13 protein-coding genes are annotated in these 20,312 nt (G+C 67.9%); 6 read left to right on the forward strand and 7 right to left on the reverse strand.

Annotated elements, in window-relative coordinates:
• Positions 1 to 5: 5 nt before the first annotated feature.
• The 5 genes from MC380_RS13970 to ggt all read right to left on the reverse strand — a co-directional run bounded on the left by MC380_RS13970 (position 6) and on the right by ggt (position 6,214).
• Entirely contained in the window at positions 6 to 581 is a 576-nt protein-coding gene (locus tag MC380_RS13970; protein ID WP_242101986.1) for a YceI family protein, read from the reverse strand.
• Complete coding sequence (locus tag MC380_RS13975; RefSeq protein WP_242165473.1) at positions 578 to 1,054, reverse strand: histidine phosphatase family protein; 477 nt, start codon at positions 1,052 to 1,054, stop codon at positions 578 to 580. Before MC380_RS13975 ends, MC380_RS13970 begins: the two co-directional genes overlap by 4 nt.
• Positions 1,055 to 1,153: 99 nt before the next feature.
• Positions 1,154 to 1,783, reverse strand: a complete 630-nt coding sequence (locus MC380_RS13980) for a ParA family protein (protein ID WP_242101988.1) — start codon at positions 1,781 to 1,783, stop codon at positions 1,154 to 1,156.
• A 111-nt stretch (positions 1,784 to 1,894) separates the two neighbouring features.
• Positions 1,895 to 4,240, reverse strand: coding sequence for a prolyl oligopeptidase family serine peptidase (locus MC380_RS13985; RefSeq protein ID WP_242165474.1), 2,346 nt, complete (start codon positions 4,238 to 4,240; stop codon positions 1,895 to 1,897).
• 252 nt (positions 4,241 to 4,492) lie between these two features.
• The gene (gene ggt, locus MC380_RS13990) at positions 4,493 to 6,214 is read right to left on the reverse strand and encodes a gamma-glutamyltransferase (protein ID WP_242165476.1); all 1,722 of its coding nucleotides are present in this window, start codon (positions 6,212 to 6,214) and stop codon (positions 4,493 to 4,495) included.
• Positions 6,215 to 6,510: 296 nt separating this feature from the next.
• Here ggt and MC380_RS13995 point away from each other — a divergent pair, with 296 nt between their 5' ends.
• The 6 genes from MC380_RS13995 to MC380_RS14020 all read left to right on the forward strand — a co-directional run bounded on the left by MC380_RS13995 (position 6,511) and on the right by MC380_RS14020 (position 17,591).
• A complete protein-coding gene (locus MC380_RS13995) occupies positions 6,511 to 8,052 on the forward strand; it encodes an Mbeg1-like protein (protein WP_242165478.1) in 1,542 nt (513 codons plus the stop codon).
• 130 nt (positions 8,053 to 8,182) lie between these two features.
• Entirely contained in the window at positions 8,183 to 8,845 is a 663-nt protein-coding gene (locus MC380_RS14000; protein WP_242165480.1) for an ankyrin repeat domain-containing protein, read from the forward strand.
• Between the two features lie 204 nt (positions 8,846 to 9,049).
• The gene (locus tag MC380_RS14005; protein ID WP_242165482.1) at positions 9,050 to 12,784 is read left to right on the forward strand and encodes an indolepyruvate ferredoxin oxidoreductase family protein; all 3,735 of its coding nucleotides are present in this window, start codon (positions 9,050 to 9,052) and stop codon (positions 12,782 to 12,784) included.
• A gap of 206 nt (positions 12,785 to 12,990) precedes the next feature.
• The gene (locus MC380_RS14010; protein WP_242101994.1) at positions 12,991 to 14,412 is read left to right on the forward strand and encodes an MBOAT family O-acyltransferase; all 1,422 of its coding nucleotides are present in this window, start codon (positions 12,991 to 12,993) and stop codon (positions 14,410 to 14,412) included.
• 58 nt (positions 14,413 to 14,470) lie between these two features.
• Positions 14,471 to 15,625, forward strand: coding sequence for a hypothetical protein (locus tag MC380_RS14015; RefSeq protein WP_242101995.1), 1,155 nt, complete (start codon positions 14,471 to 14,473; stop codon positions 15,623 to 15,625).
• A gap of 175 nt (positions 15,626 to 15,800) precedes the next feature.
• Entirely contained in the window at positions 15,801 to 17,591 is a 1,791-nt protein-coding gene (locus MC380_RS14020; RefSeq protein WP_242165483.1) for a family 43 glycosylhydrolase, read from the forward strand.
• Positions 17,592 to 17,672: 81 nt separating this feature from the next.
• Here the strand turns inward: MC380_RS14020 and MC380_RS14025 are convergent, their stop codons facing one another.
• Positions 17,673 to 19,571: a peptidase M61 gene (locus MC380_RS14025; RefSeq protein ID WP_242165485.1), complete on the reverse strand. Its 1,899-nt coding sequence runs from the start codon at positions 19,569 to 19,571 to the stop codon at positions 17,673 to 17,675.
• A 67-nt stretch (positions 19,572 to 19,638) separates the two neighbouring features.
• Entirely contained in the window at positions 19,639 to 20,250 is a 612-nt protein-coding gene (locus MC380_RS14030) for a DUF938 domain-containing protein (protein WP_242165487.1), read from the reverse strand.
• Between the last annotated feature and the right edge of the window lie 62 nt (positions 20,251 to 20,312).

The raw sequence follows: 20,312 nt of genomic DNA on the forward strand, positions 1-20,312 counted from the left end.
CCGGGTCACGGCAAGGCCCCGGATTGCAGCCGCAACCGCAGTTCGAAACTCACCCGCGCACGCACGGCCACCTTCCAGTCGTCCATGCCGTAGTCCTCCCGGCGCACGCTGCCGCGTGCCACCAGGTCGCAGCCGATGCCCGGCTGCGCGCACACTGCCGGCTCCACGGTGAAGATCTCCTGCTGGGCCACCCCATGGATGTGCAGGGTGCCGGTGAGCCTGCCACCCTCCCTGAGCAGGCTGGGCAGGTAGGGATCGGAGGTGAAGCTGACCCAGGGATACCGCTGGGAGTCGAAGAATTTGCGGCCGCGCGCGAATTCGGTGTAGCGCGGATAGCCGACGATTTCCACGTCGGCGGTGGCCAGGCGCATCGTCACCTGCTGATAGCCGTCGGGCAGGGCACGCACGGCACCCTCGTATCGCGGGAACCGGCCTTCCAGCTGCTGGCCCCAGCGCGTGTGCAGCACGAAGCCGATGTGGGTATGCGCGGAGTCGAACGCCTGCGCAGCTGCCGCGAACGGGAGGCAGGCGAGGCAGGCCGCACCGATCGCGCGCAGGACGCGCGTCCGGGCTGGATTCATGGCCACCAGAAGGCGACGAGGCTTGCGATGCCCGGTTCGATCGCCGCGTCCACCGGCAGCCGCAGGACCGCGATCCCGCCGGGCGGCATGCCGCGATAATCGCCGGACTGGCCGCTGTGCATCAGCGCGGCCAGCTGCTCGAACCCGGGGTTGTGGCCGACCATCAGCAGCCGGATCGCATCGCGGTTCTGGTCGGCCAGCCCCGCCAGGTCGCCTGGCGAGGCCTCGTAGATCGCGGCTTCTTCCCGGGTCGGGACCGGACCCAATTCGGCAACGACGGCCTCGGCCGTCTCGCGGGCGCGTTGCGTGGGCGACACCAGCATCCGGTCCGGCACCAGGTCCTGCGCCTTCAGCCAGCGCGCCGCGGCCTGGGCCTCGCTCCGTCCTTCGTCGGAAAGCGGTCTGTCGGCGTCGATCTGCCCGGTCGCGACCGCATCGGCATGGGCGTGACGCAGCAGGATCAGTTCGCGCATGACGCAACTCGACTGTCGGGGGAGGACGACAAGCGTAGCCGACCGCACGCACGGGGGCGTGAGCCGGCGATGAAGCCTCTCACCGCGTTGCGTTGCCGCTCAGGCCTTGCGTACCCAGCGCAGCAGCGGCTGCCAGTCTTCCTGGTGTTCGCGCACCTGCTGCGAGTGATAGTCGAACAGGCTTTTGCCCAGGCCGGTGAGCATCACGTAGGCCTGGCTGTCGCGCAGCTGCGCCACCAGTGGATAGGGCCACGCCTTGAACAGGTCCAGCGCCTGCTGCGAGGCGTTGGTCCACGGCTTGAGCCGGTTGCCCACCAGACCGACGCGCAGATCGCCCCTGCGCACCCGCGGCAGCTTGGCCAGCGTATTGAGGAAGGGCACGGTGGCTTCGATATCCAGCGCCGAAGGCAGCACCGGCACCACCACTGCGTCCACCTTGTCGAGGAACCGCTCCAGATCGCCGGCCATCGCGCCGGCCGGGGCATCGATCACCACCTGCTGGGTGTCGTCAGGGACCTTCTTGCGCCAATCCTTGCGGCCGCCGTCGAGCGGCAGCACCGCGCTCTCCAGCCCGGCCCGGCGCTCGGCCCAGCGGGTCGAGGAGCCTTGCGGATCGGCATCGACCAGCACCGTGCGCTGCCCGGCCAGCGCCGCCTGCGCGGCAAGATGGGTCGCGATGGTGGTCTTGCCCACCCCACCCTTGGAACTGGCCACCAGAACCGTCTTCATCGACACCTCCGACCGGGCACAAGAGCGGCGAGGGTACACCGGCGCGGCGTCGGCATGGGCCCGCAATGCGTGGAGCTGCGCCCCGCAGCCGCTGGTCGCAGCCAACCGGGGCTAGTGCGACCCCGCCACCGGGGCAACGCCCAGGTTGGCCCGCAGGAAGGCAGCCACGGCTTCCCACAGTTTTTTCTGGTTTGCCTGGTCTTCCACACCGTGGGCCTCGCCCTCCAGGGTTACCAGGACGGGCGGGCGACCGGCGCTGCCCAGCATCCGCGCCAGCCGGCGCGTGTGCTCGTAGTCGACGCGGAAATCTTCGGTGCCATGTGCCAGCAATACCGGCACCGTGAGGTCGCGATAGCGATACAGGGGCGAATACGCCTGCATGGATTCGGTTTCGGTGTGGGGGTCGCCAATGGCTTCCTCCAGCTCCTTGCGGCCTTCCTTGCTGCGCCCGGAATCGCTGGCGGTGAAGAACAGCGTCCGGTCGCTGACTCCGGCCATCGATACCACGCAGCGGAACCGCTCTGGCCAGCGGATGGCGGACACCAGCGCCGAATAGCCGCCATAGCTCGATCCCATCGCGCACATGCGCTCGCGGTCGAGGGCGTGGGCGGCAAGCGCCGCGGCAAGCGCGGCATCAATGTCATCCTCTATCAGGGTGCCGTAGCTGCGCTTGCCAGCCGCCCGGAACTTGCTGCCGTAACCCTCCGAACCGCGGAAGTTGACCTGCAGCACCGCATAGCCCAACGCGGCGAGGAACTGCACTTCGGGATCGAAGTAGCGCGAATCGCGCACGCCGATCGGACCGCCGTGCGCCAGTACCACCAGCGGCACGGGCTCCTGCGCCTTGGGGAGTGTGAGGTAGGCCTCGATCGGGAATCCGTCTTTACTTGTGGCACGGACGATGCGGGACGGCGCGAAACTGCGCCCATTCAACCAGGGCCGCGTCTGCAGCAGCAGCGCCGCACGCTTCGCGTCTGCGTCGAGGTGGTAGATCTCGCTCGGCTGATCGCTGCTGCCAACCAGCAGCAGAAACTGGCGGGATGCGGCATCGCGGTCGAGTATGCGTACGGTCCTACCCGGAAAGGCGCGTTGCAGCCGTTCGTCCAGTGCCTTGCTGGCCGCGTCGAAATATTCGCTGACCAGCTGGCCGTCCTCGTAGTAGGTCGCGCCTATCAGGTTGCGCTGACCGTCGAACAGCGCACCCTGCACGTCCACCCCGCGGCGCGAGAACAACGTGCGTCCGATCCTGCCGGTCGCCGGATCGACTTCAACCAGATCGCGCTGCTCGCGATCCTTTTCGCTCCATCCATAGATCAGGTTACCGTCGGTTGAAAGCCCAAAAGGAGAGAACGTCTCTCCGTCGTCGAGCGTCATCACGTCGCGGAACTGGCCATCGCGCCCGTGCACCAGCACCCGGCTCTCTTCGCGTACAACGATGGCGGCGCGCAGATTGCCGGCCGCATCCGTGAACCACTGCCGGTCGTCCTTGAGGCCCCTGTCCAACGCGCTGGTGCGGCCGTACTCGAACCGGTTGAGAAAGTATTGCGTCGAGACGTCGAGCCGATGCACCTGGACGTCCGCACCTAGCGGGCCAATGTAGAGGCTGGCGAACAGGATGTGGTCCGGATCGTTAGGCAACGGATCCACCAGCAAGCCCTTCACCGGCACCTTCACCCGCTCGTAGGTACGTTGAGCCGCTTCTCCCCGGACATGCAGCACAAACACCGCGTCGATCTGATGCTGCTCGCCGCAACTGACGATCAGTGCGCGGTTGCCTGACCAGTCGATACGCGAAATCTCCACCGGGGATTCGAGCGCCAACACCGACATCTCACTGCGCAAATCGATCATCCTGATCGTCCAATGCCACTTCGCGCCCCTCTTCTCGCGATCAACCACGGCAACCAGATCACCGCCCGGATTGATGCTGATCAGGTCTACAGCGGTGGGCTTCCACAGATTTTCGACTGTTTCCGGCAAGGGCGTCGTGGTGGCCTCTGCGGGCGCGGCAGCACGCTCGCCATCGGCATCAGTGCCGCCGCCGTGTTGGCGGTAGAACGCAGGAAACGGATCGGGGTAATGCCCCATGTAGGTCAATACGTGCCGCTCCGACAGCTCCGGATACGTCTGATCCATCCAGTCCATCGCCAGCAGGCCGCGGTTGGCGACATGGACCATGGCGTTGAACTCGTCGATATCCCGGTAGATGAGGTCACCCGGATAATTGAGGATCCCCTGCTTCACCTCAAAGGAATATTCCTCGTTCTCCCCGAGTTCGAAGCTTCGCAGGGGCTTCCTCACGGTATCCCAGCGATATCTCCCGGCAGGCACCACGTACAGGCGCGTAGTTCTGCCCTTCCCGATATCCTTGATCGATTCGGCATCGAAAAGTGTACCGTTGCGCTTGATCCGCAAAGCCTGCAGCGGAATGTCGGTGTCCACCGCGACCAGCAGCAAGCCGCTGCCGGCCGGCAACTGGAGATCCTCGCCCGGGCGCACTTCGCGCACTTCGGCGTGCAAGGGCCAGACCAGGCTCACGGCCAGCCACAACAAGGCCGAGCCGAACCGCTTGCGAAAGCGGCGATCGTGACGCTGCATGTAGTCCCCATCCCCGCGCGGCGGCCCGCGTCGCACCCCGGCGCGCGATCGCCGCCGGCCCTCGCGACCGAGCATAGCCGGTTCGGCTGCGGCGCGGACCGTGTCCGGTGCTCAGTACCCCGCCGCCTGACCGTCCTTGCGCGATTCGCTGGCGCCGATGTAGCCGCCGTGCTGGTTGACCCGGATCGCCTGGTAGCCGCCGTAGGGGCCGTCGGCGAAGCGCACGCTGTGGCCCTTGCGCATCAGTGCGCGCACGGTCTCATAGGGGAAGCCGGATTCCAGGTCGACCTCGCCGCTCCCCTCGGGGGTAGCGTTCTGGCCGGTGGGTTCGGTATCGCCATCGTGCTGGATGCGCGGCGCGTCGCCGGCTTCCTGCAGGTTCATGCCGAAGTCGATCAGGTTCATCACGATCTGGGCATGGCCCTGCGGCTGCATCGCCCCGCCCATCACGCCGAAGCTCATCCACGGCTTGCCGTCCTTGGTGATGAAGGCCGGGATGATGGTCTGGAACGGCCGCTTGCCCGGGGCATAGCTGTTGGGATGGCCTTCCTTGAGCACGAACATCTCGCCGCGATCCTGGAAGATGAAGCCCAGCCCCGGCGGCGCCATGCCGCTGCCCATGCCGCGGTAGTTGGACTGGATCAGCGACACCATCATCCCGTCGGCGTCGGCGACGGTGAGATAGATGGTGTCGCCCTGGTTGAGTTCGGGGATCACACCCGCCTCGACTGCGCTCGCGGCGCGCTCCATCGAGATCGCCTTGCCGCGCTGCTTCGCGTACGCCTTGGACACCAGCCTGGACACCGGCGTCTTGTAGAAATCCGGATCCGCGTACAGCGCGGCGCGGTCGGCGAAGGCGAGCTTCTTGGCTTCCACGAACAGATGCACGTGCTCGGGGCTGCCGAAGCCGTAACGCTTCAGGTCGTAGGGCTCGAGCAGGTTGAGGATCTGCAGCGCGGCGATGCCCTGGCTGTTGGGCGGCAGTTCCCACACATCGAAGCCGCGGTAGTTGGTGCTGACCGGTTCGACCCATTCGCCCTGGTGCGCGGCCAGGTCGTCGTAGCTGAGGAAGCCGTCGTTGGCCTTGAAGTAGGCGTCGATGGTGCGCGCGATCTCGCCCTTGTAGAACGCATCGCGCCCGCCCTGCGCGATCTGCTCCAGGGTGCCGGCGAGATTGGGGTTCTTCCAGGTCTCGCCGGTGCGCGGCGCGCGGCGTTCACCTTTGCCGTCGACGACGGTGAATTGCTCGGCGTAGCCGGGCCATTTCGACAGGCGGGGGACCGAGAGACTCCAGTAGTGGGCGATCGTCTCGTGCACCGGATGGCCCTCGCGCGCGTAGCGGATTGCCGGCGCCAGGTTTTCGGCCATGGGTTTGCGGCCGAACTTGCCGTGCAGGGCAAACCAGGCATCGACCGTCCCGGGCACGCTTACCGGCAGCGGGCCGTGCGGCGGAACGTCGGTGAGGCCGCGCCTGCGGAATTCGGCCAGGGTCAGCGACTTCGGCGAACGACCCGAGCCGTTGTAGCCGTGCAGCTTGCCGGTCTGCGGATCCCAGACGATCGCGAACAGGTCGCCGCCGATGCCGTTGCCGGTCGGCTCCATCAGCCCCAGCGCGGCATTGGCCGCGATCGCCGCATCCATCGCACTACCGCCGGACTGCATCACGTCCAGCGCGATCTGGGTGGCGAGCGGATGCGAGGTCGCCGCCATCGCATGCGGGGCGTAGACCTCGCTGCGGGTGGCGAACTCGCGGCCGGTGATGCGGTCGGCGGCCAGCGCCGCGGGAATGCTCGCAAGGCAGACGATGCTCAGGCACAGGCGGAAGCGGGACATGAACACTCCGGTGGCGAGGGACGAAGTTGGGGAGGGACGGATCACGCTGGCGACTCCGCCCCTAAGGTAACCCCTGGCGTTGCGGCGGCAGAGCGCCTCGAAGCGCGGCTGGCGTAGCGCCAATGCCTGCCCGGCCTTCGATCTGCTGCGGCGGGCGCCAATCACCGGTACAACGACGGCAGCCTGTCGTCATCGCCATCGAGCGGCCGCGGCCCTCTCCCCTCTAGGGCGCGCCCTAGCTGTTCCCGGCCCCGCATCGCGCTAGGGTCGCCATGCGAACCGGTATGGAGCGGGCCATGGGCGGCAGCGTTGTTTCTCCCTCGAGCGATTCCAGCCTGAGCAGCTGGTACCGGCCCGAGCCGGTCCTGCCTGCGACGACGACACAGTTGCCGGCCACCACCGGCTACCGGCCCGAGCCGACCTACCATCCGCAGCTGGCCGGGCTGACCTCGGGCGCCGAACCGCAGGGCGGGCCTTCCGGCCCATACGCCCTGCCCGCCGGCAGCACCCTGGCCCAGACCGCCGGCGGCACCCAGGCGCAGCCCTTCGACGTGACCCTGTCGCAGCTGGCCACCGCCGTCTACGGCACCCGCGGCGATCCGCCGCCGGGCTGGAGCGCGATCAGTGACCAGATGCTGGCCGAACGCGGCATCGCCGATCCCACCGCCTGGCGCGAGCAGTTCCTGGGCGGCGGCACCCAGACCACGGAGCAGGAATTCAAGGCCGAGATCTATACCGACGGCAACGGCAACTTCGTGCTGTCCTACCGGGGTACCGCCGAGGGCGCGGCGGACTGGGAGAACAACTTCGAGCAGGGCCTGGGCTTCCAGACCGATCCGGTCGACAAGTTCAGCGGCACCGCGGTCAACACGGCGATGGAATTCGCGCGGGTGTTCGGCGACCCCGACGGCGATCCGACCAACCTCGCCCTGACCGGCCATTCCCAGGGCGGCGGCCTGGCCTCGGTGGGCTCGCTGGCGTCGGGCATCCCAGCGGTCACGTTCGATGCCTCGGGCATCCATCCCAACACGCTCGATCGCATGGGCTTCGCCCCGGATCAGGCGCGCAGCTACGCCGAGAACGGCGGCATCCGCGCCTATTCGCTCGACAGCGACATGCTCAGCCAGGCCCAGGAGAGCTGGGTCACCGGGCTGGTCGCGCCCGACGCGCTGGGCACCCGGATCGTGGTCTCGCCGGGCCCGGTCGCCGAACACACCCTGTTCGGCCGCGGTGCGGCGGACGAATTCCCGGACATGTCGGCCGGGGAGCGTGCGGTCTGGAACAGCGTGGTCGAGGCCGCGCGCCATAGCGGCATTCCGCTGGTCGACGGCGTCGGCGACCTGGCCTACGCGGCCATGAGCCACAACCCGAACGTGCTGACCGCGGCGATGATCGAACGCGAGCCCTGGCAAGCCGGTTACGAGAATCCGTCCGACCTCGGCCGCGACCTGCAGGACCTGCTGCCCGAACCGCTGAAGGACGATTACGCGCGCAATACCCACGATTTCGTGTCCGACATCGGCGAGGTGGTCGACACCGACTTCCGCAACGGCGACTACGTGCAGGGCGGGTTCCGGATCCTGGGCGACCTGAGCGAAGGCGTGTTCAATTCCACCGGCGACACCGTCAACCGCGGCACCGAAAGCGCGGCCAGCTTCGTCGACGAGCATGTCCGTGGCCTGCCCGGCGATCTGCTTGCCGGGGCGATCACCGGCAGCGGCGACCTGACCCAGGGTGCGATCGACCTGGCCGGCCAGGGGACCGAGCTGCTGGCCGATGGGGCCGGGGCCGTCGCCCAGGGCGCCAGCGATTTCGTCGGCTGGCTCAGCGGGCGCTGAGCCCCCTACGCTATCCCGGATGCGCTTGCGCCGCGGTCGCGGCAGCGCCGACACTGCCCGCATGCGCCTGAAAGTGGCCGCCATTCTCATCGCTTCCGCCTGTAGCGCCCCGGGGTGCGCGCGCCCGCCCATGAGCAACGACCGCTTCACCAACCCCGATATCGCGCCGCTGGCCGACGCGGTGGCCCGCGGCGATGCCACGGAAATCCGTCGCCAGGCCGCGAACGTCGACCCCGATACGCCAGGCACGGACGGCGCGAGCCTGCTGGTCGAGGCCATCGGTCAGGGACGCCTGGAAAGCGTGCAGGCACTGCTGGAGGCGGGCGCCGACCCGAACCGCCCCGGCATGGGCGGCGAAACCCCGGTGCATGCCGCCGCGTTCGCGAAGGATCCGCAACTGCTGCGCGCGGTGCTGAGCCACGGCGGCGACCCGGACGTGCGCAACCCGCAGACGGGCGCGACGCCGCTGATGCAGGCGCTGCTGGCCGGCAATCCGCAGCAGCTGCATCTGCTGCTGGATGCCGGCGCCGATCCCAATCTGCCCGACCGCAACGACGACGCGCCATTGCACGTGGCCGCGCGCACCAATGCCGGCGCGGCGATCCTGCAGCTGCTCGACAAGGGCGCTCAGCCGCAGGCCCGGAACTCGGGTGGGGCGACGTTCCAGGACTACTACTTCGCCTTCCAGCGCGGGGTGCTCAACGAGCGTGCGTTGGCCGAGCGCCGCGAGATCGTGGCCTGGCTCAAGGCGCACAACGTGCCGCTGGGGCCGAAGGTCGAGGCGGTTTACTAGGACGCAGACCGGCGCCGCCCGCCGGCGTTCGGGCCTGCGCGGCGCCCGCGGTCGGCCCACGGCAACCGAAGGGAATTCCCGCCAGCCTGGCCGGCCGGAAGCCCACTGCTACACTTTTTGGCTCACTTCCGCCTCCGCTGCCGCCTCCCGGCGGCGCGCCGCCGTGCCAGCCAGCGATCCTCGCGTCGCCTGCCAGAGACGTCCATGACCAGCACCGCCGAACTTACCTCGCCGGCTTCGGCCAATACCGCGCTCACCCATTCCGGGGTCCAGGCCGGCACCGTGGACCGCGACTACACGCTCGAGGACAAGTTCACCCGTACCCGCGGGCGCATCTACCTCAGCGGCGTGCAGGCCCTGGTCCGGCTGCCGCTGATGCAGCGGCTGCGCGATGCACGCGACGGGCTGAACACGGGCGGCTTCATCTCTGGCTATCGCGGCTCGCCGCTGGGCGGTTTCGACCTGGAACTGTGGCGGGCGAAGAAACACCTGGCCGAAGCGGGCGTGAAGTTCCAGCCCGGTCTCAATGAGGACCTGGGCGCGACCATGGTCTGGGGCACGCAGCAGACCAACCTGTTTCCCGGCGCCAAGGTCGATGGCGTGTACGCGATGTGGTACGGCAAGGGCCCGGGCGTGGATCGCTGCGGCGACGTGTTCAAGCACGGCAACGCCGCGGGGACCAGCCGCCACGGCGGCGTGCTGGCGCTCGCGGCCGACGACCATGCCTGCCGTTCCTCGACCCTGCCGCACGGCTCCGAGGGCGAGTTCACCAGCGCGATGATGCCGATCCTCAACCCGGCCGGGGTGCAGGACATCCTCGACCTGGGGCTGGTGGGCTGGGCGATGTCGCGCTTCACCGGACGCTGGGTGGGCTTCAAGACCATCGCCGAGACCGTGGAATCCTCCGCCTCGGTCGACGTCGATCCGTTCGCGCTGCAGATCGTCACGCCTGAGGATTTCGAGCTGCCGCCGGGCGGGCTCAACATCCGTTGGCCGGACCCGCCGCTGGACCAGGAAATGCGTCTGCATCGCTACGCGGTGCGGGCGGCGCAGGCGTTCGCCCGCGCCAACGGCATCGACCGCACGGTGCTCGATTCGCCCAACGCGCGCTTAGGCATCGTCACCACGGGCAAGAGCTATCTCGACGTGCTGCAGGCGCTGGAAGTGCTGGGGCTGGACGCGCATGCCTGCGCCGAGATCGGCATCCGCGTCTACAAGGTCGGCATGACCTGGCCGCTGGAGCCGGTCGGCATCGCGAACTTCGCGCGCGGGCTCGAGGACATCCTCGTGGTGGAGGAGAAGCACGCCTTCATCGAGAGCCAGATGAAGGAGCAGTTCTACAACTTCGACGGCGGGCGCGACGGCAGCCGTCCCTCGATCGTCGGCAAGTACGACGAATCGGGCGAATGGATCCTGCCCAGCACCAACGAGCTCACTCCGGCGCGCATCGCGCGGGTGATCGCGGCGCGTCTGGAACGTTTCCACCGCAGCGAACACATCACCCGGCAGCTGGCCTTCCTCACCGCCAAGGAAGCCGAGCTCGCCCTGCCGCGCGCGCAGTTCCCGCGCGTGCCGCACTACTGCTCGGGCTGCCCGCACAACACCAGCACCAAGGTGCCGGAAGGCTCGCGCGCCATGGCCGGCATTGGCTGCCATTACATGGTGACGTGGATGGATCGCGACACCGACACCTTCACCCAGATGGGCGGCGAAGGCGTGACCTGGTGCGGCCAGGCGGCCTTCACCGAAACACCGCACGTGTTCCAGAACCTCGGCGACGGCACCTATTTCCACAGCGGCTCGCTGGCGGTGCGTCAGGCGGTGTCGGCCGGTGTCAACATCACCTACAAGATCCTCTACAACGACGCGGTGGCGATGACCGGCGGCCAGCCGGTGGACGGCACGCTCACCGTGCCGCAGATCGCGCACCAGATGCGCGCGGAAGGGGTGCAGGACATCGTGGTGCTCAGCGACGAGATCGAAAAGTGGAGCGATCCGTCCATCTTCCCGACCGGCGTCGCTTTCCACGACCGCCGCGAGCTCGAAGACGTGCAAAAGCGCCTGCGCGAAGTGAAAGGCGTGAGCATCCTGATCTTCGACCAGACCTGCGCGACGGAAAAGCGCCGCCGCCGCAAGCGCGGCAAGATGCTCGATCCGGCCAAGCGCGTGTTCGTCAACACCCTGGTATGCGAAGGCTGCGGCGATTGCGGGGTGAAGTCGTTCTGCGTCTCGGTACTGCCCAAGGACACCGAGTTCGGGCGCAAGCGCGAGATCGACCAGAGCAACTGCAACAAGGACTACAGCTGCGTCGAGGGCTTCTGCCCCAGCTTCGTCACCGTGCACGGCGGTACGCCGCGCAAAGGCAAAAAAGTGAGCGCGGCGGACAAGCTGGCGAACCTGCCGATGCCTACGTTCAAGGGCGATCTGTCCCAGCCCTGGAACATCCTGATCACCGGCGTCGGTGGCACCGGCGTGGTGACGATCGGGGCGCTGCTGGGCATGGCCGGGCACCTGGAGGGCCGCGGCTCGACCGTGCTCGACCAGACCGGACTGGCGCAGAAGGGCGGCGCGGTAACCACCCATATCCGCATCGCGCAGTCGCCCGAGCACATCCACGCGGTGCGCATTGCCGCGGGCGAGGCCGACCTGGTCCTGGGTTGCGACATGGTGGTGGTCAACGACTACTGGGCGCTGTCCAAGGTGCGCGCCGGTCGCACCTCGGTGGTGCTCAACACCTACGAGGCGATGCCTGGCACCTTCACCACGCGCCCGGACCTGCAGTTCCCTGCGGCCGAGATCGTGTCCGCAGTGCGCGCCGCGCTGGGCGACGCGGATGCACCGGCTTCATCGCTGCATGTCGTGGATGCCACCCAACTCGCCACCGCGCTGATGGGCGATGCCATCGCGGCCAACCTGTTCATGCTCGGCTATGCCTGGCAGCAGGGGCTGGTGCCGCTGTCGCTGGACGCGATCATGCGCGCGGTGGAGCTCAATGCTGCCGCGGTCGAAATGAACAAGACCGCGTTCGCCTGGGGGCGGCTGGCGGTGGTCGAACCGGCAGCGGTCGCCGAGGCCGCCGGCGTGATCCGCAACGCGCCCACGCGCGCCGAAGCCACGCCGCGGGAACTGCCGCTGCTCCCGCCGACGCCGTCCGAGGGCCACGAATCGGGCCTGTCGCCGCGCGATGCGGACCTGCGCGCGGAAGACGAGCTGCGGCACGTGCCCGCATCGGCCGCAGGCGACGTTGCATTCCTGCCGCTCGACGACCTGCGCCTGTCGCGTTCGCTGGACGAACTGGTCTCCCGCCGCGTCGCCTTCCTCACCGATTACCAGAACGCAGCCTATGCGCGGCGTTATGCGGACTTCGTCGCCAAGGTGCGCGCGGCCGAACACGCCGCCGCGCCCGGAGCTACCGATCTGTCCGAAGCCGTGGCCCGCTACTTCTTCAAGCTGATGGCCTACAAGGACGAGTACGAAGTGGCGCGGCTGTACACCTCCGGCGAATTCCGTCGCCGCCTGGAGCAGCAGTTCGACGGCGACTACAAAGTGCACTTCCATCTCGCGCCGCCGCTGCTGGCGAAGAAGAACGCCAAGGGCGAACTGATCAAGCGCGAATACGGCCCGTGGGTGTTCACCGCGTTCCGGCTGCTGGCCCGGCTGCGGGGCCTGCGCGGCACGATGCTCGACGTGTTCGGCTACACCGCCGAGCGCAGGGGCGAACGCCAGCTCATCGCCCGGTACCAGGCCACGATCGAGGGCCTGCTCGACCGGCTCGACGGGGAAAACGTAGGCCTGGCGGCCGAGATCGCCAGCATTCCCGAACAGATCCGCGGCTACGGGCACGTCAAGGAAGCGCACCTGCACAAAGCCAGGGCGCGCGAGGCGCAGCTGCTGGCCCAGTGGAGTGCGCGCAACCGCCCGGTTGCGGCCGCGGCGTAAGCGGCAGGGGCGTCCGGGCATCGGCCCGCGGCTGAGGGCAAGGGCGGGCCCGGTCGGGGTGCCCCCATCGAGTCGACCGCTGCCTTGGGCCCGGCTTCCGACGGGTCTGCGCAGCCGCCCCGACCGACGGGTGTCCGCTTTCCCCGGCTTTTACGGTTACCTCCGGTAGCGATCGCCCGGCGATCGGTCCCCCGGGGTGCGCGCCGATGGTCTTCAATTCGCTCACCTTCGTGGTGTTCTTCGCCCTGGTGCTGTTGCTGCACGCGATGCCGCTGCGCTGGACCACGAAGAAATTCAACCTGCTGATCGCCAGCTATCTGTTCTACGCCGCGTGGAACCCACCGTTCGTGATCCTGCTGTGGGTCTCGACCGTGGTCGACTGGTGGGCGGCGAAAAAGCTGGTGAGCGCGCAAGGACCGACCGCGCGGCGCGCGTGGATGCTGCTGTCGGTGGTGGTCAACCTCGGCATGCTCGGCTACTTCAAGTACGGCGGCTTCCTGCTGGAGAACTTCAGCGCGCTGATGGCCGCCGCCGGCGTCGTCTACCAGCCGCCGGCGCTCGACATCGTGCTGCCGGTGGGCATCTCGTTCTACACCTTCGCCACGCTTAGCTACACGCTCGATATCTACCTGCGCCGCGCGAAGCCGGCCAACAGCTTCCTCGACTACGCGCTGTTCGTGACCTTCTTTCCGCACCTGGTCGCCGGCCCGATCATGCGCCCGACCGAACTGGTGCCGCAGTTCGCGCACGAGCGCCGTGCCAGCGGCGACCAGCTGCGCTTCGGCCTGGCGCTGATGACACTGGGCTTGTTCCAGAAGGTCGTGCTGGCCGACGGCTTCCTCGGCCCGGTCGCCGAGGCCGTATTCGATGCGCGGCCGGGTACCGTGGTCGGTGCGCTCGATGCGTGGACCGGCACGCTCGCCTTCAGCGGGCAGATCTTCTGCGACTTCGCCGGCTATTCGACCACCGCGATCGGCGCGGCGATGTGCCTGGGTTTCGCGATGCCGGACAACTTCCGTTTCCCCTACGCGGCGATCGGATTTTCCGACTTCTGGCGGCGCTGGCATATCACCCTGTCGGCGTGGCTGCGCGATTACCTGTACATCCCGCTCGGCGGCAACCGCCACGGACCGGCGCGCACCTATTTCGCGCTGATGGCGACGATGCTGCTCGGCGGCCTGTGGCACGGCGCGAGCTGGACCTTCGTGGTCTGGGGCGGACTGCACGGGCTGTACCTGTCGGCGGAGCGGATGCTGCGCGCGCGGTTCTCCGGCTACCGGCCGGGGCCGCTGGCGCTGGTCGCGCTGGCGCTGCTGACCTACACCCTGATCAACGTGACCTGGGTGTTCTTCCGCGCCGACAGCTTCGGCGAGGCCTGGTCGCTGCTGCGCGGTATGGTCGGGCTGAATGCCGGCGCGGCGCCGATCCTGGCGATCGCGGACCTGGTGCCGGTGCTGGCGATCGTGGCCGGGATCGTCACCGCGCACTGGCTGATGCGGCTGCAGACGCTGGAAACCTTCATCGCCCGGCGACGGCCGCTGGTGCTGTCGGGCGCATGGGCGCTGATGCTGTTCGCCGTGATCGCAACACAGGGGACGGGCAATGCCTTCATCTATTTCCAGTTCTGAAGCCGCCGGTTCTGAAGCCGCCAGTTCTGATTCCCTCGGCGCCGTAACCGCGACAGGCATGGAACACGTGCTGGAGCGCTTCGCTCGGCCCGGCTTCGTGCGCCAGACCGCTTCGGACCGACCCGGCGTCGCCCAGCCCGTGCCCGAACGCGAGGTACCCGCGCAGCCGTGGAAAAGGATCTTCGTCGGCGCCATGCTCGGCGCAGCGCTGCTGCTGGTCGGTTGGGAAGCGTACTGGCGGGCCTGGGATCCCACGCCCGGCTACCGCAACAGCGCCGGCGCCTGGGCCGAGCAGCGTGCGCGGATCGACGCAGGCGAAGGCGATGCGACCGTGCTGGTCGGCACGTCGCGGCTGCTGTTCGACGTGCAGTTGCCGGTATGGGAGCGTCTGGCAGGCGAACGCCCGATCCAGCTGGCACTGGAGGGCACTTCGCCACTGCCGATATTGGAGGACCTCGCCGCGGATCCGGATTTCACCGGGCGCGTGGTGGTCGATGTCACGCCGGACCTGTTCTTCAGCGGCTACGCGTACCGCGGCGCGGTGGTGAAGCATTACCACGAACGCGGACCCTCGCAGCGCATCGGCCACTGGCTGAGCAGGCACCTGCTCGAATCGCGGTTCGCCTTCTACGAGCCGGATTTTGCACTACCGACGGTACTGCGCCGGCAGGCCTGGCCACTACGGCCTGGCATGACGCCTGACACGCGTGTGCGCAAGCTGATGGTGATGCCCGGCCTGGACCGCAATACACATCTGTGGTCGCGGGTCGAATCCGATCCCGCATATCGCGCGCTGGCACGAAGCATCTGGGCCGAGAGATTCGGCGCGCGGCCCACCGGGCGGATCGGCGTGGACGACCCTGCGAAGAAGCAGGCCGCGATCGACGCGCAGATCGCACGCGCGCTCAAGGCAGTGAAGCAACTGCAGGCGCGTGGCGTACGGATCGTGTTCGTGCGCCCTCCCAGCGCTGGCCGCTACTACGCCTTCGAACAGTCGCAGATGCCGCGCGCCCAGACCTGGGACTTACTGTTGGCGCGCACTGGCCTGCCAGGCGTGCACTTCGAGGATTATCCGGCGATGCAGGGGCTGGACCTGCCGGAGTGGTCGCATCTTTCCCGCGTCGATGCCGAGCGCTATACCGCGGCGCTGGTGCCGCTGCTCGAGAACGCGTTCGAGCGACAGGAACGCGGCGAGGCAGTCGCCTCGCGCTGAGCCCTCACGCGCGCACGAGTCACGCCGCGCCAGACAACCGCCCACGCATTGGCTTTCGCGCTTTTCCAGAACCGCGTCGCGTACGATGGCGCGCCGCGGCGCCTTGCCGACGGCGCGGACCGACATCGGCCCACGGAGTCAGACGATGGTGCGAATGCAGTGCAGAATCCGGACGATGATATTGGGCACCGCGCTGTGCTGCACGACGACGTGGGCCGAGGCGGAGCAATCCCCACTGCGCACCTACGCCAATCCGCTCGACATCGACTACCGCTACAACTTCGAACAGATCAACGAAAAGATTTCCTACCGCACCGGTGCCGATCCGGTGTTCGTGCCTCATGGCGATGCGTATTACCTGTTCCAGACCCTCGCCGACGGCTACTGGAGATCCACGGACCTGCTGCACTGGACCTTCATCACGCCCAGCCGCTGGCCGTTCGAAAGCATCGTGGCGCCGGCGGCGATCTCCGACGGCAAGCGCCTGATCCTGATGCCGTCGATGATGGACCAGCGCGCGGTGCTGGTGACCACGCGCCCGGACACCGGGCAGTTCGAGTTCCTCACCCGGCGCATGCCCAAACTCCCGAACGCGGTGCCGCCGGGGCAGGACATCTACGCCCTGCCCAAGGGCAAGATTCCGCCCGGCCCCTGGGACCCGGGGCTGTTCGCGGACGACGACGGGCGCTGGTACATGTACTGGAACTCATCGAATATCTACCCGATCTACGGCATCGAGATCGAACCGAAAAGCTTCACCTACATCGGCGAGCCGAAGGTGCTGTTCAAGCTCGATCCGAAGCGCCACGGCTGGGAGCGCTTCGGCCAGGACCACCGCGACGAGGCCACGCTGCCCTTCATGGAAGGCGCATGGATGAACAAGGTCGGTGGCCGTTATTACCTGCAGTACGGCGCGCCCGGCACCGAGTACAACGCCTACGCGAACGGGACCTATGTCGGCGATTCGCCGCTCGGTCCATTCACCTACGCGCCGTGGAACCCGGTGGCCTACAAGCCCGGCGGTTTCGTCATCGGCGCCGGCCACGGCTCGACGTTCCAGGACGCGCACGGCAACTGGTGGAACAGCGGCACACCGTGGGTGGGTCACAACTGGAATTTCGAGCGCCGCATCGGCCTGTGGCCGGCTGCGTTCTACAGCGACGGGCAGATGCGCGTGTCGACCCGCTTCGGCGACTTCCCGCACTGGATGCCCGATGGCGCGGTCGACGATCCGCAGCGCCTGTTCACCGGCTGGATGCTGCTTTCGTACCGCAAAACCGTGGCTGCATCCTCGACTTTGGAGAAGTTTGATCCAGCAAGTGCCGCGGACGAGAACCCGCGCACCTTCTGGGTCGCGGCGCGCAATGCCAAAGGCGAAACACTGACGCTCGACCTCGGTGCGGTGAAGACGGTACGCGCGGTGCAGGTCAACTACGCGGACTATGCGTCTGGCGTGTTCGCGGACGGGCCGCAGATCTACACCGAATTCACCCTGCAGCAGTCGGACGATGGCCGCCACTGGCGCACTCTGGCCGAGGTCGGAAACGCGCGCGACCGTCGCGACCGGCCCAACGCCTATGTGCCGTTGCCCGAGCCTGTGCGCGCCCGCTACGTGCGCTATGTGCACGGGCATGTGGGCGCGAAGCACCTGGCGATCTCGGATCTTCGCGTGTTCGGCAATGCCGATGGCGCCGCGCCCGCGAAGCCGTCCGCGCCGACGGTGCGACGCGATCGCGACCGCCGCAACGGCTTCGTGCGCTGGCAGGCGCAGCCGGGCGCGGTCGGCTACAACGTGTGCTGGGGCCTGCGGCCCGATCGCCTGACCCTGTGCTACCAGGTCTTTTCCGATGCGGCGACGACGCTGGAACTGCGCGCGCTCAATCGCGATGAGCATTACCACGTGGCGGTGGAAGCGTTCAACGAAACCGGCGTGTCGCCGCTGAGCGACGCGGTGCCGCTGCCGTAGGCCAGAGCGTCAGGCCTTCGTGTAGGAGCGCCGCTTCGAAGCGACGCGGACTCCGGGACACGGCGCTCCTACAGGTTTCGCCTATTTCCGGGCGCTGAGGATCGGCGTCAGATAATCGGTCGTGCCCACGATGCGCTGCAGGTGCGGGAAACGCAGCCCCTGGTGGTAATCCACGCTGATCGTGCGGTAGCGATCGAACTCCTTGACCAGCAGCCGGATCGGCGCGGTGCCGGTCTTCGCCGCCTTGATCGCGTCCTCCATCGCTTCGGGCGAATACTCGATGTCGTTGACCGCGACCAGGCTCATGCCGGTGCCGACGCCGGCATTGAAGGCCGGTCCGTCCCAGCGCACTTCGTTGATCCTGCCGTCCTTGCCGGCGACAAGGCCGATCGAATACGTATAGTCGGCGCCGCCATCGCCTTCCTTGGCCCGCGCCTTGGCCAGCGCGCTGGGCTCGTCCTTGTAGACCAGGCGCCAGCCGCTCGCCTCCAGGCCGCCGGTCAGGCCGACCTTGCCGTCCAGGCGCTCGCGCAGGAACACCGCCCAGTCGCTCTCGACCACGCCGTTGAGCGTGGCCACCACGTCGTCGAAGGTGTAGGTGTTCTGGGTCTTCCACACGCCGTCGTCGACGCCGAAGAACGCGCGCGCGAAGTCGTCGAGCGACTTGCGGTTGTTGGTGAGCTTGCGGATGCGCGCATCGGCTTCCAGCCACATCAGCTGCGCGCCGGAGTAGTAGTCCTCGCTCATCTGCCAGTTGCGATAGGGCTTGCCGCCGCGCGGGGTGATGATCGGGTCGTTGGTGGTGTCCTGCACGCTGCGCCACTGCAGGCCGGGGCGATTGTCGGCATAGGTGGCCGCCGTCAGCGCGAGCGCGTCGCGTGCGGCATCGATCGGTCGCAGTCCGGCGCGCGCGTTGAGCACGGCACCCCAGTACTGGGTCTGGCCTTCGTAGACCCAGAGCAGGCTGTCCTGCATCGGCACGTTGTAGTTCGGCGTCCACAGGTCGGCAGGACGGCGGTACTTGCCGTTCCACGAATGGGTGTACTCGTGCGCGAGCAGATCTGTACTGCCGATCTTCTTGTCCCAGCCGCTGAAATAGTCGGCGTCCACCCCGTTCTCGCTGGAGCGCTGGTGTTCCAGACCGATGCCGGACATCTGCTTGCTCAGCGAGAGCAGGAAGTCGTAGTGGTCGTAATGCTGCGCGCCATACAGTTTCAGCGCCTGGCGCACCAGCGCACGATGCTGCTCGAGATGATCGGGCTTGGCTTCGAGCTGCTTGGCCGCATCGGCGACCACGTTCAGGCGCACCGGCTTATCCCCAGCCGCGCCGAGATCGATGGTCTTGAAGTAGCGACCGGCGAACACCGGCGAATCGGCCAGGATGTCGAGCGGTACGGTCTGGTAGTCCACGGCATCGCCGAGTTTGCGCTCCACGTCCAGCGCGGTTGCGGCCTGCCAGCCTGCCGGATAGGTCACCCGCGCGTCGTAGTCGATGCGGCTGGCGTAGTGCCCGGCCGGGTACAGCACCACAGTGTTGAACTGCAGGTTGAGCATGTTCGGCGTCATCACCACGCGCCCCTGCGTGGTATCGGCCGGCGTGAGCGTCTGGTATTCGGTCGTGATCGACGTCACGCCTTGCGGGACTTCCAGATGGAAGGCGTAGACGTCGGCAGGATCGCGTTTCCAGGCGAGCTTCTGGCCATTGCCGGCGCTGATGACCAGGCCGGCGAGCTTGTCGATCGGTCCGCGCGGCCCGTGATTGCCGGGCAGCCACTGCGGATACAGCAGGGTCAGCGGGCCGGGCGCGACCGGGATCGTCTGCTTGACCCGGAAGATGCGCTGCGCGGTATCGGTGGCATCGACCTCGAGCACGATCGCGCCCGGCGCGTACGGCGTGTCCTGCGGAGCGGGCACTTCGGCGCGGGCAACGCCGGCGGTGGCGAGCAGCAGGGCGCTGGCGAGCAGGGAACGACAGATCACGGCAGGCTCCAGAACGGATCGATCCCCATCCTAAGCAATCCGGCGTGCACTCACGGGCTGCCGGAAGTCATGCCGCAGCGCGCGTCCACACCACGCAGCGATTGTTGGCCGGCATCGCCGCGTCTTCCATAAGGCGCAGACCGATGCCGCGCGCCAGCGCGTCGACCGCCTCGAAATCACGAATTCCCGAATGTGGATCGCGCGCCCGAAGCCAGCCATCGAACTCGCGGTTGCTGGCGCTGGTGTAGTCGCCCCGATAGTTGAAGGGTCCGTAGACCGCGAACACGGCATCGGCGCCCAGCACCCGGTCCAGGCCGGCGAACAGCGCCTCGACATCCGGCCAGCCCATGATGTGCAGGGTGTTGGCGGTAAAGGCGGCATCGAAACGGGCGGCCGGCCACGGTCCGCGCGCGACGTCGAGCACCAGCGGCGCGGGCGTATTCGGCAGCGCGGCTTCGTCCAGCCACGCGCGGATGCCGGGCAGATGCTCCGTGCGGTCGCTGGCCTGCCATTGCAGCTGCGGCATCGCGGCGGCGAAATGGACCGCGTGCTGGCCGGTACCGCTGCCGATCTCCAGCACCTGGTTCCGATCCGCGAACCAGCGCTGCAGCACCGACAGGATCGGCGCGCGGTTGCGCTCGCAGGCGGGGGCGAAGGGCTTGTCGGTGGAGGGCTGCATGCGCTGCATTTATCCCGCACACACGCGGCCGCGGCAATACTTCCGCGGCCGAACACTTTCCC

The organism is Lysobacter sp. M15, from assembly GCF_022662515.1.
Taxonomy (GTDB): Bacteria; Pseudomonadota; Gammaproteobacteria; order Xanthomonadales; family Xanthomonadaceae; genus JAKPBU01.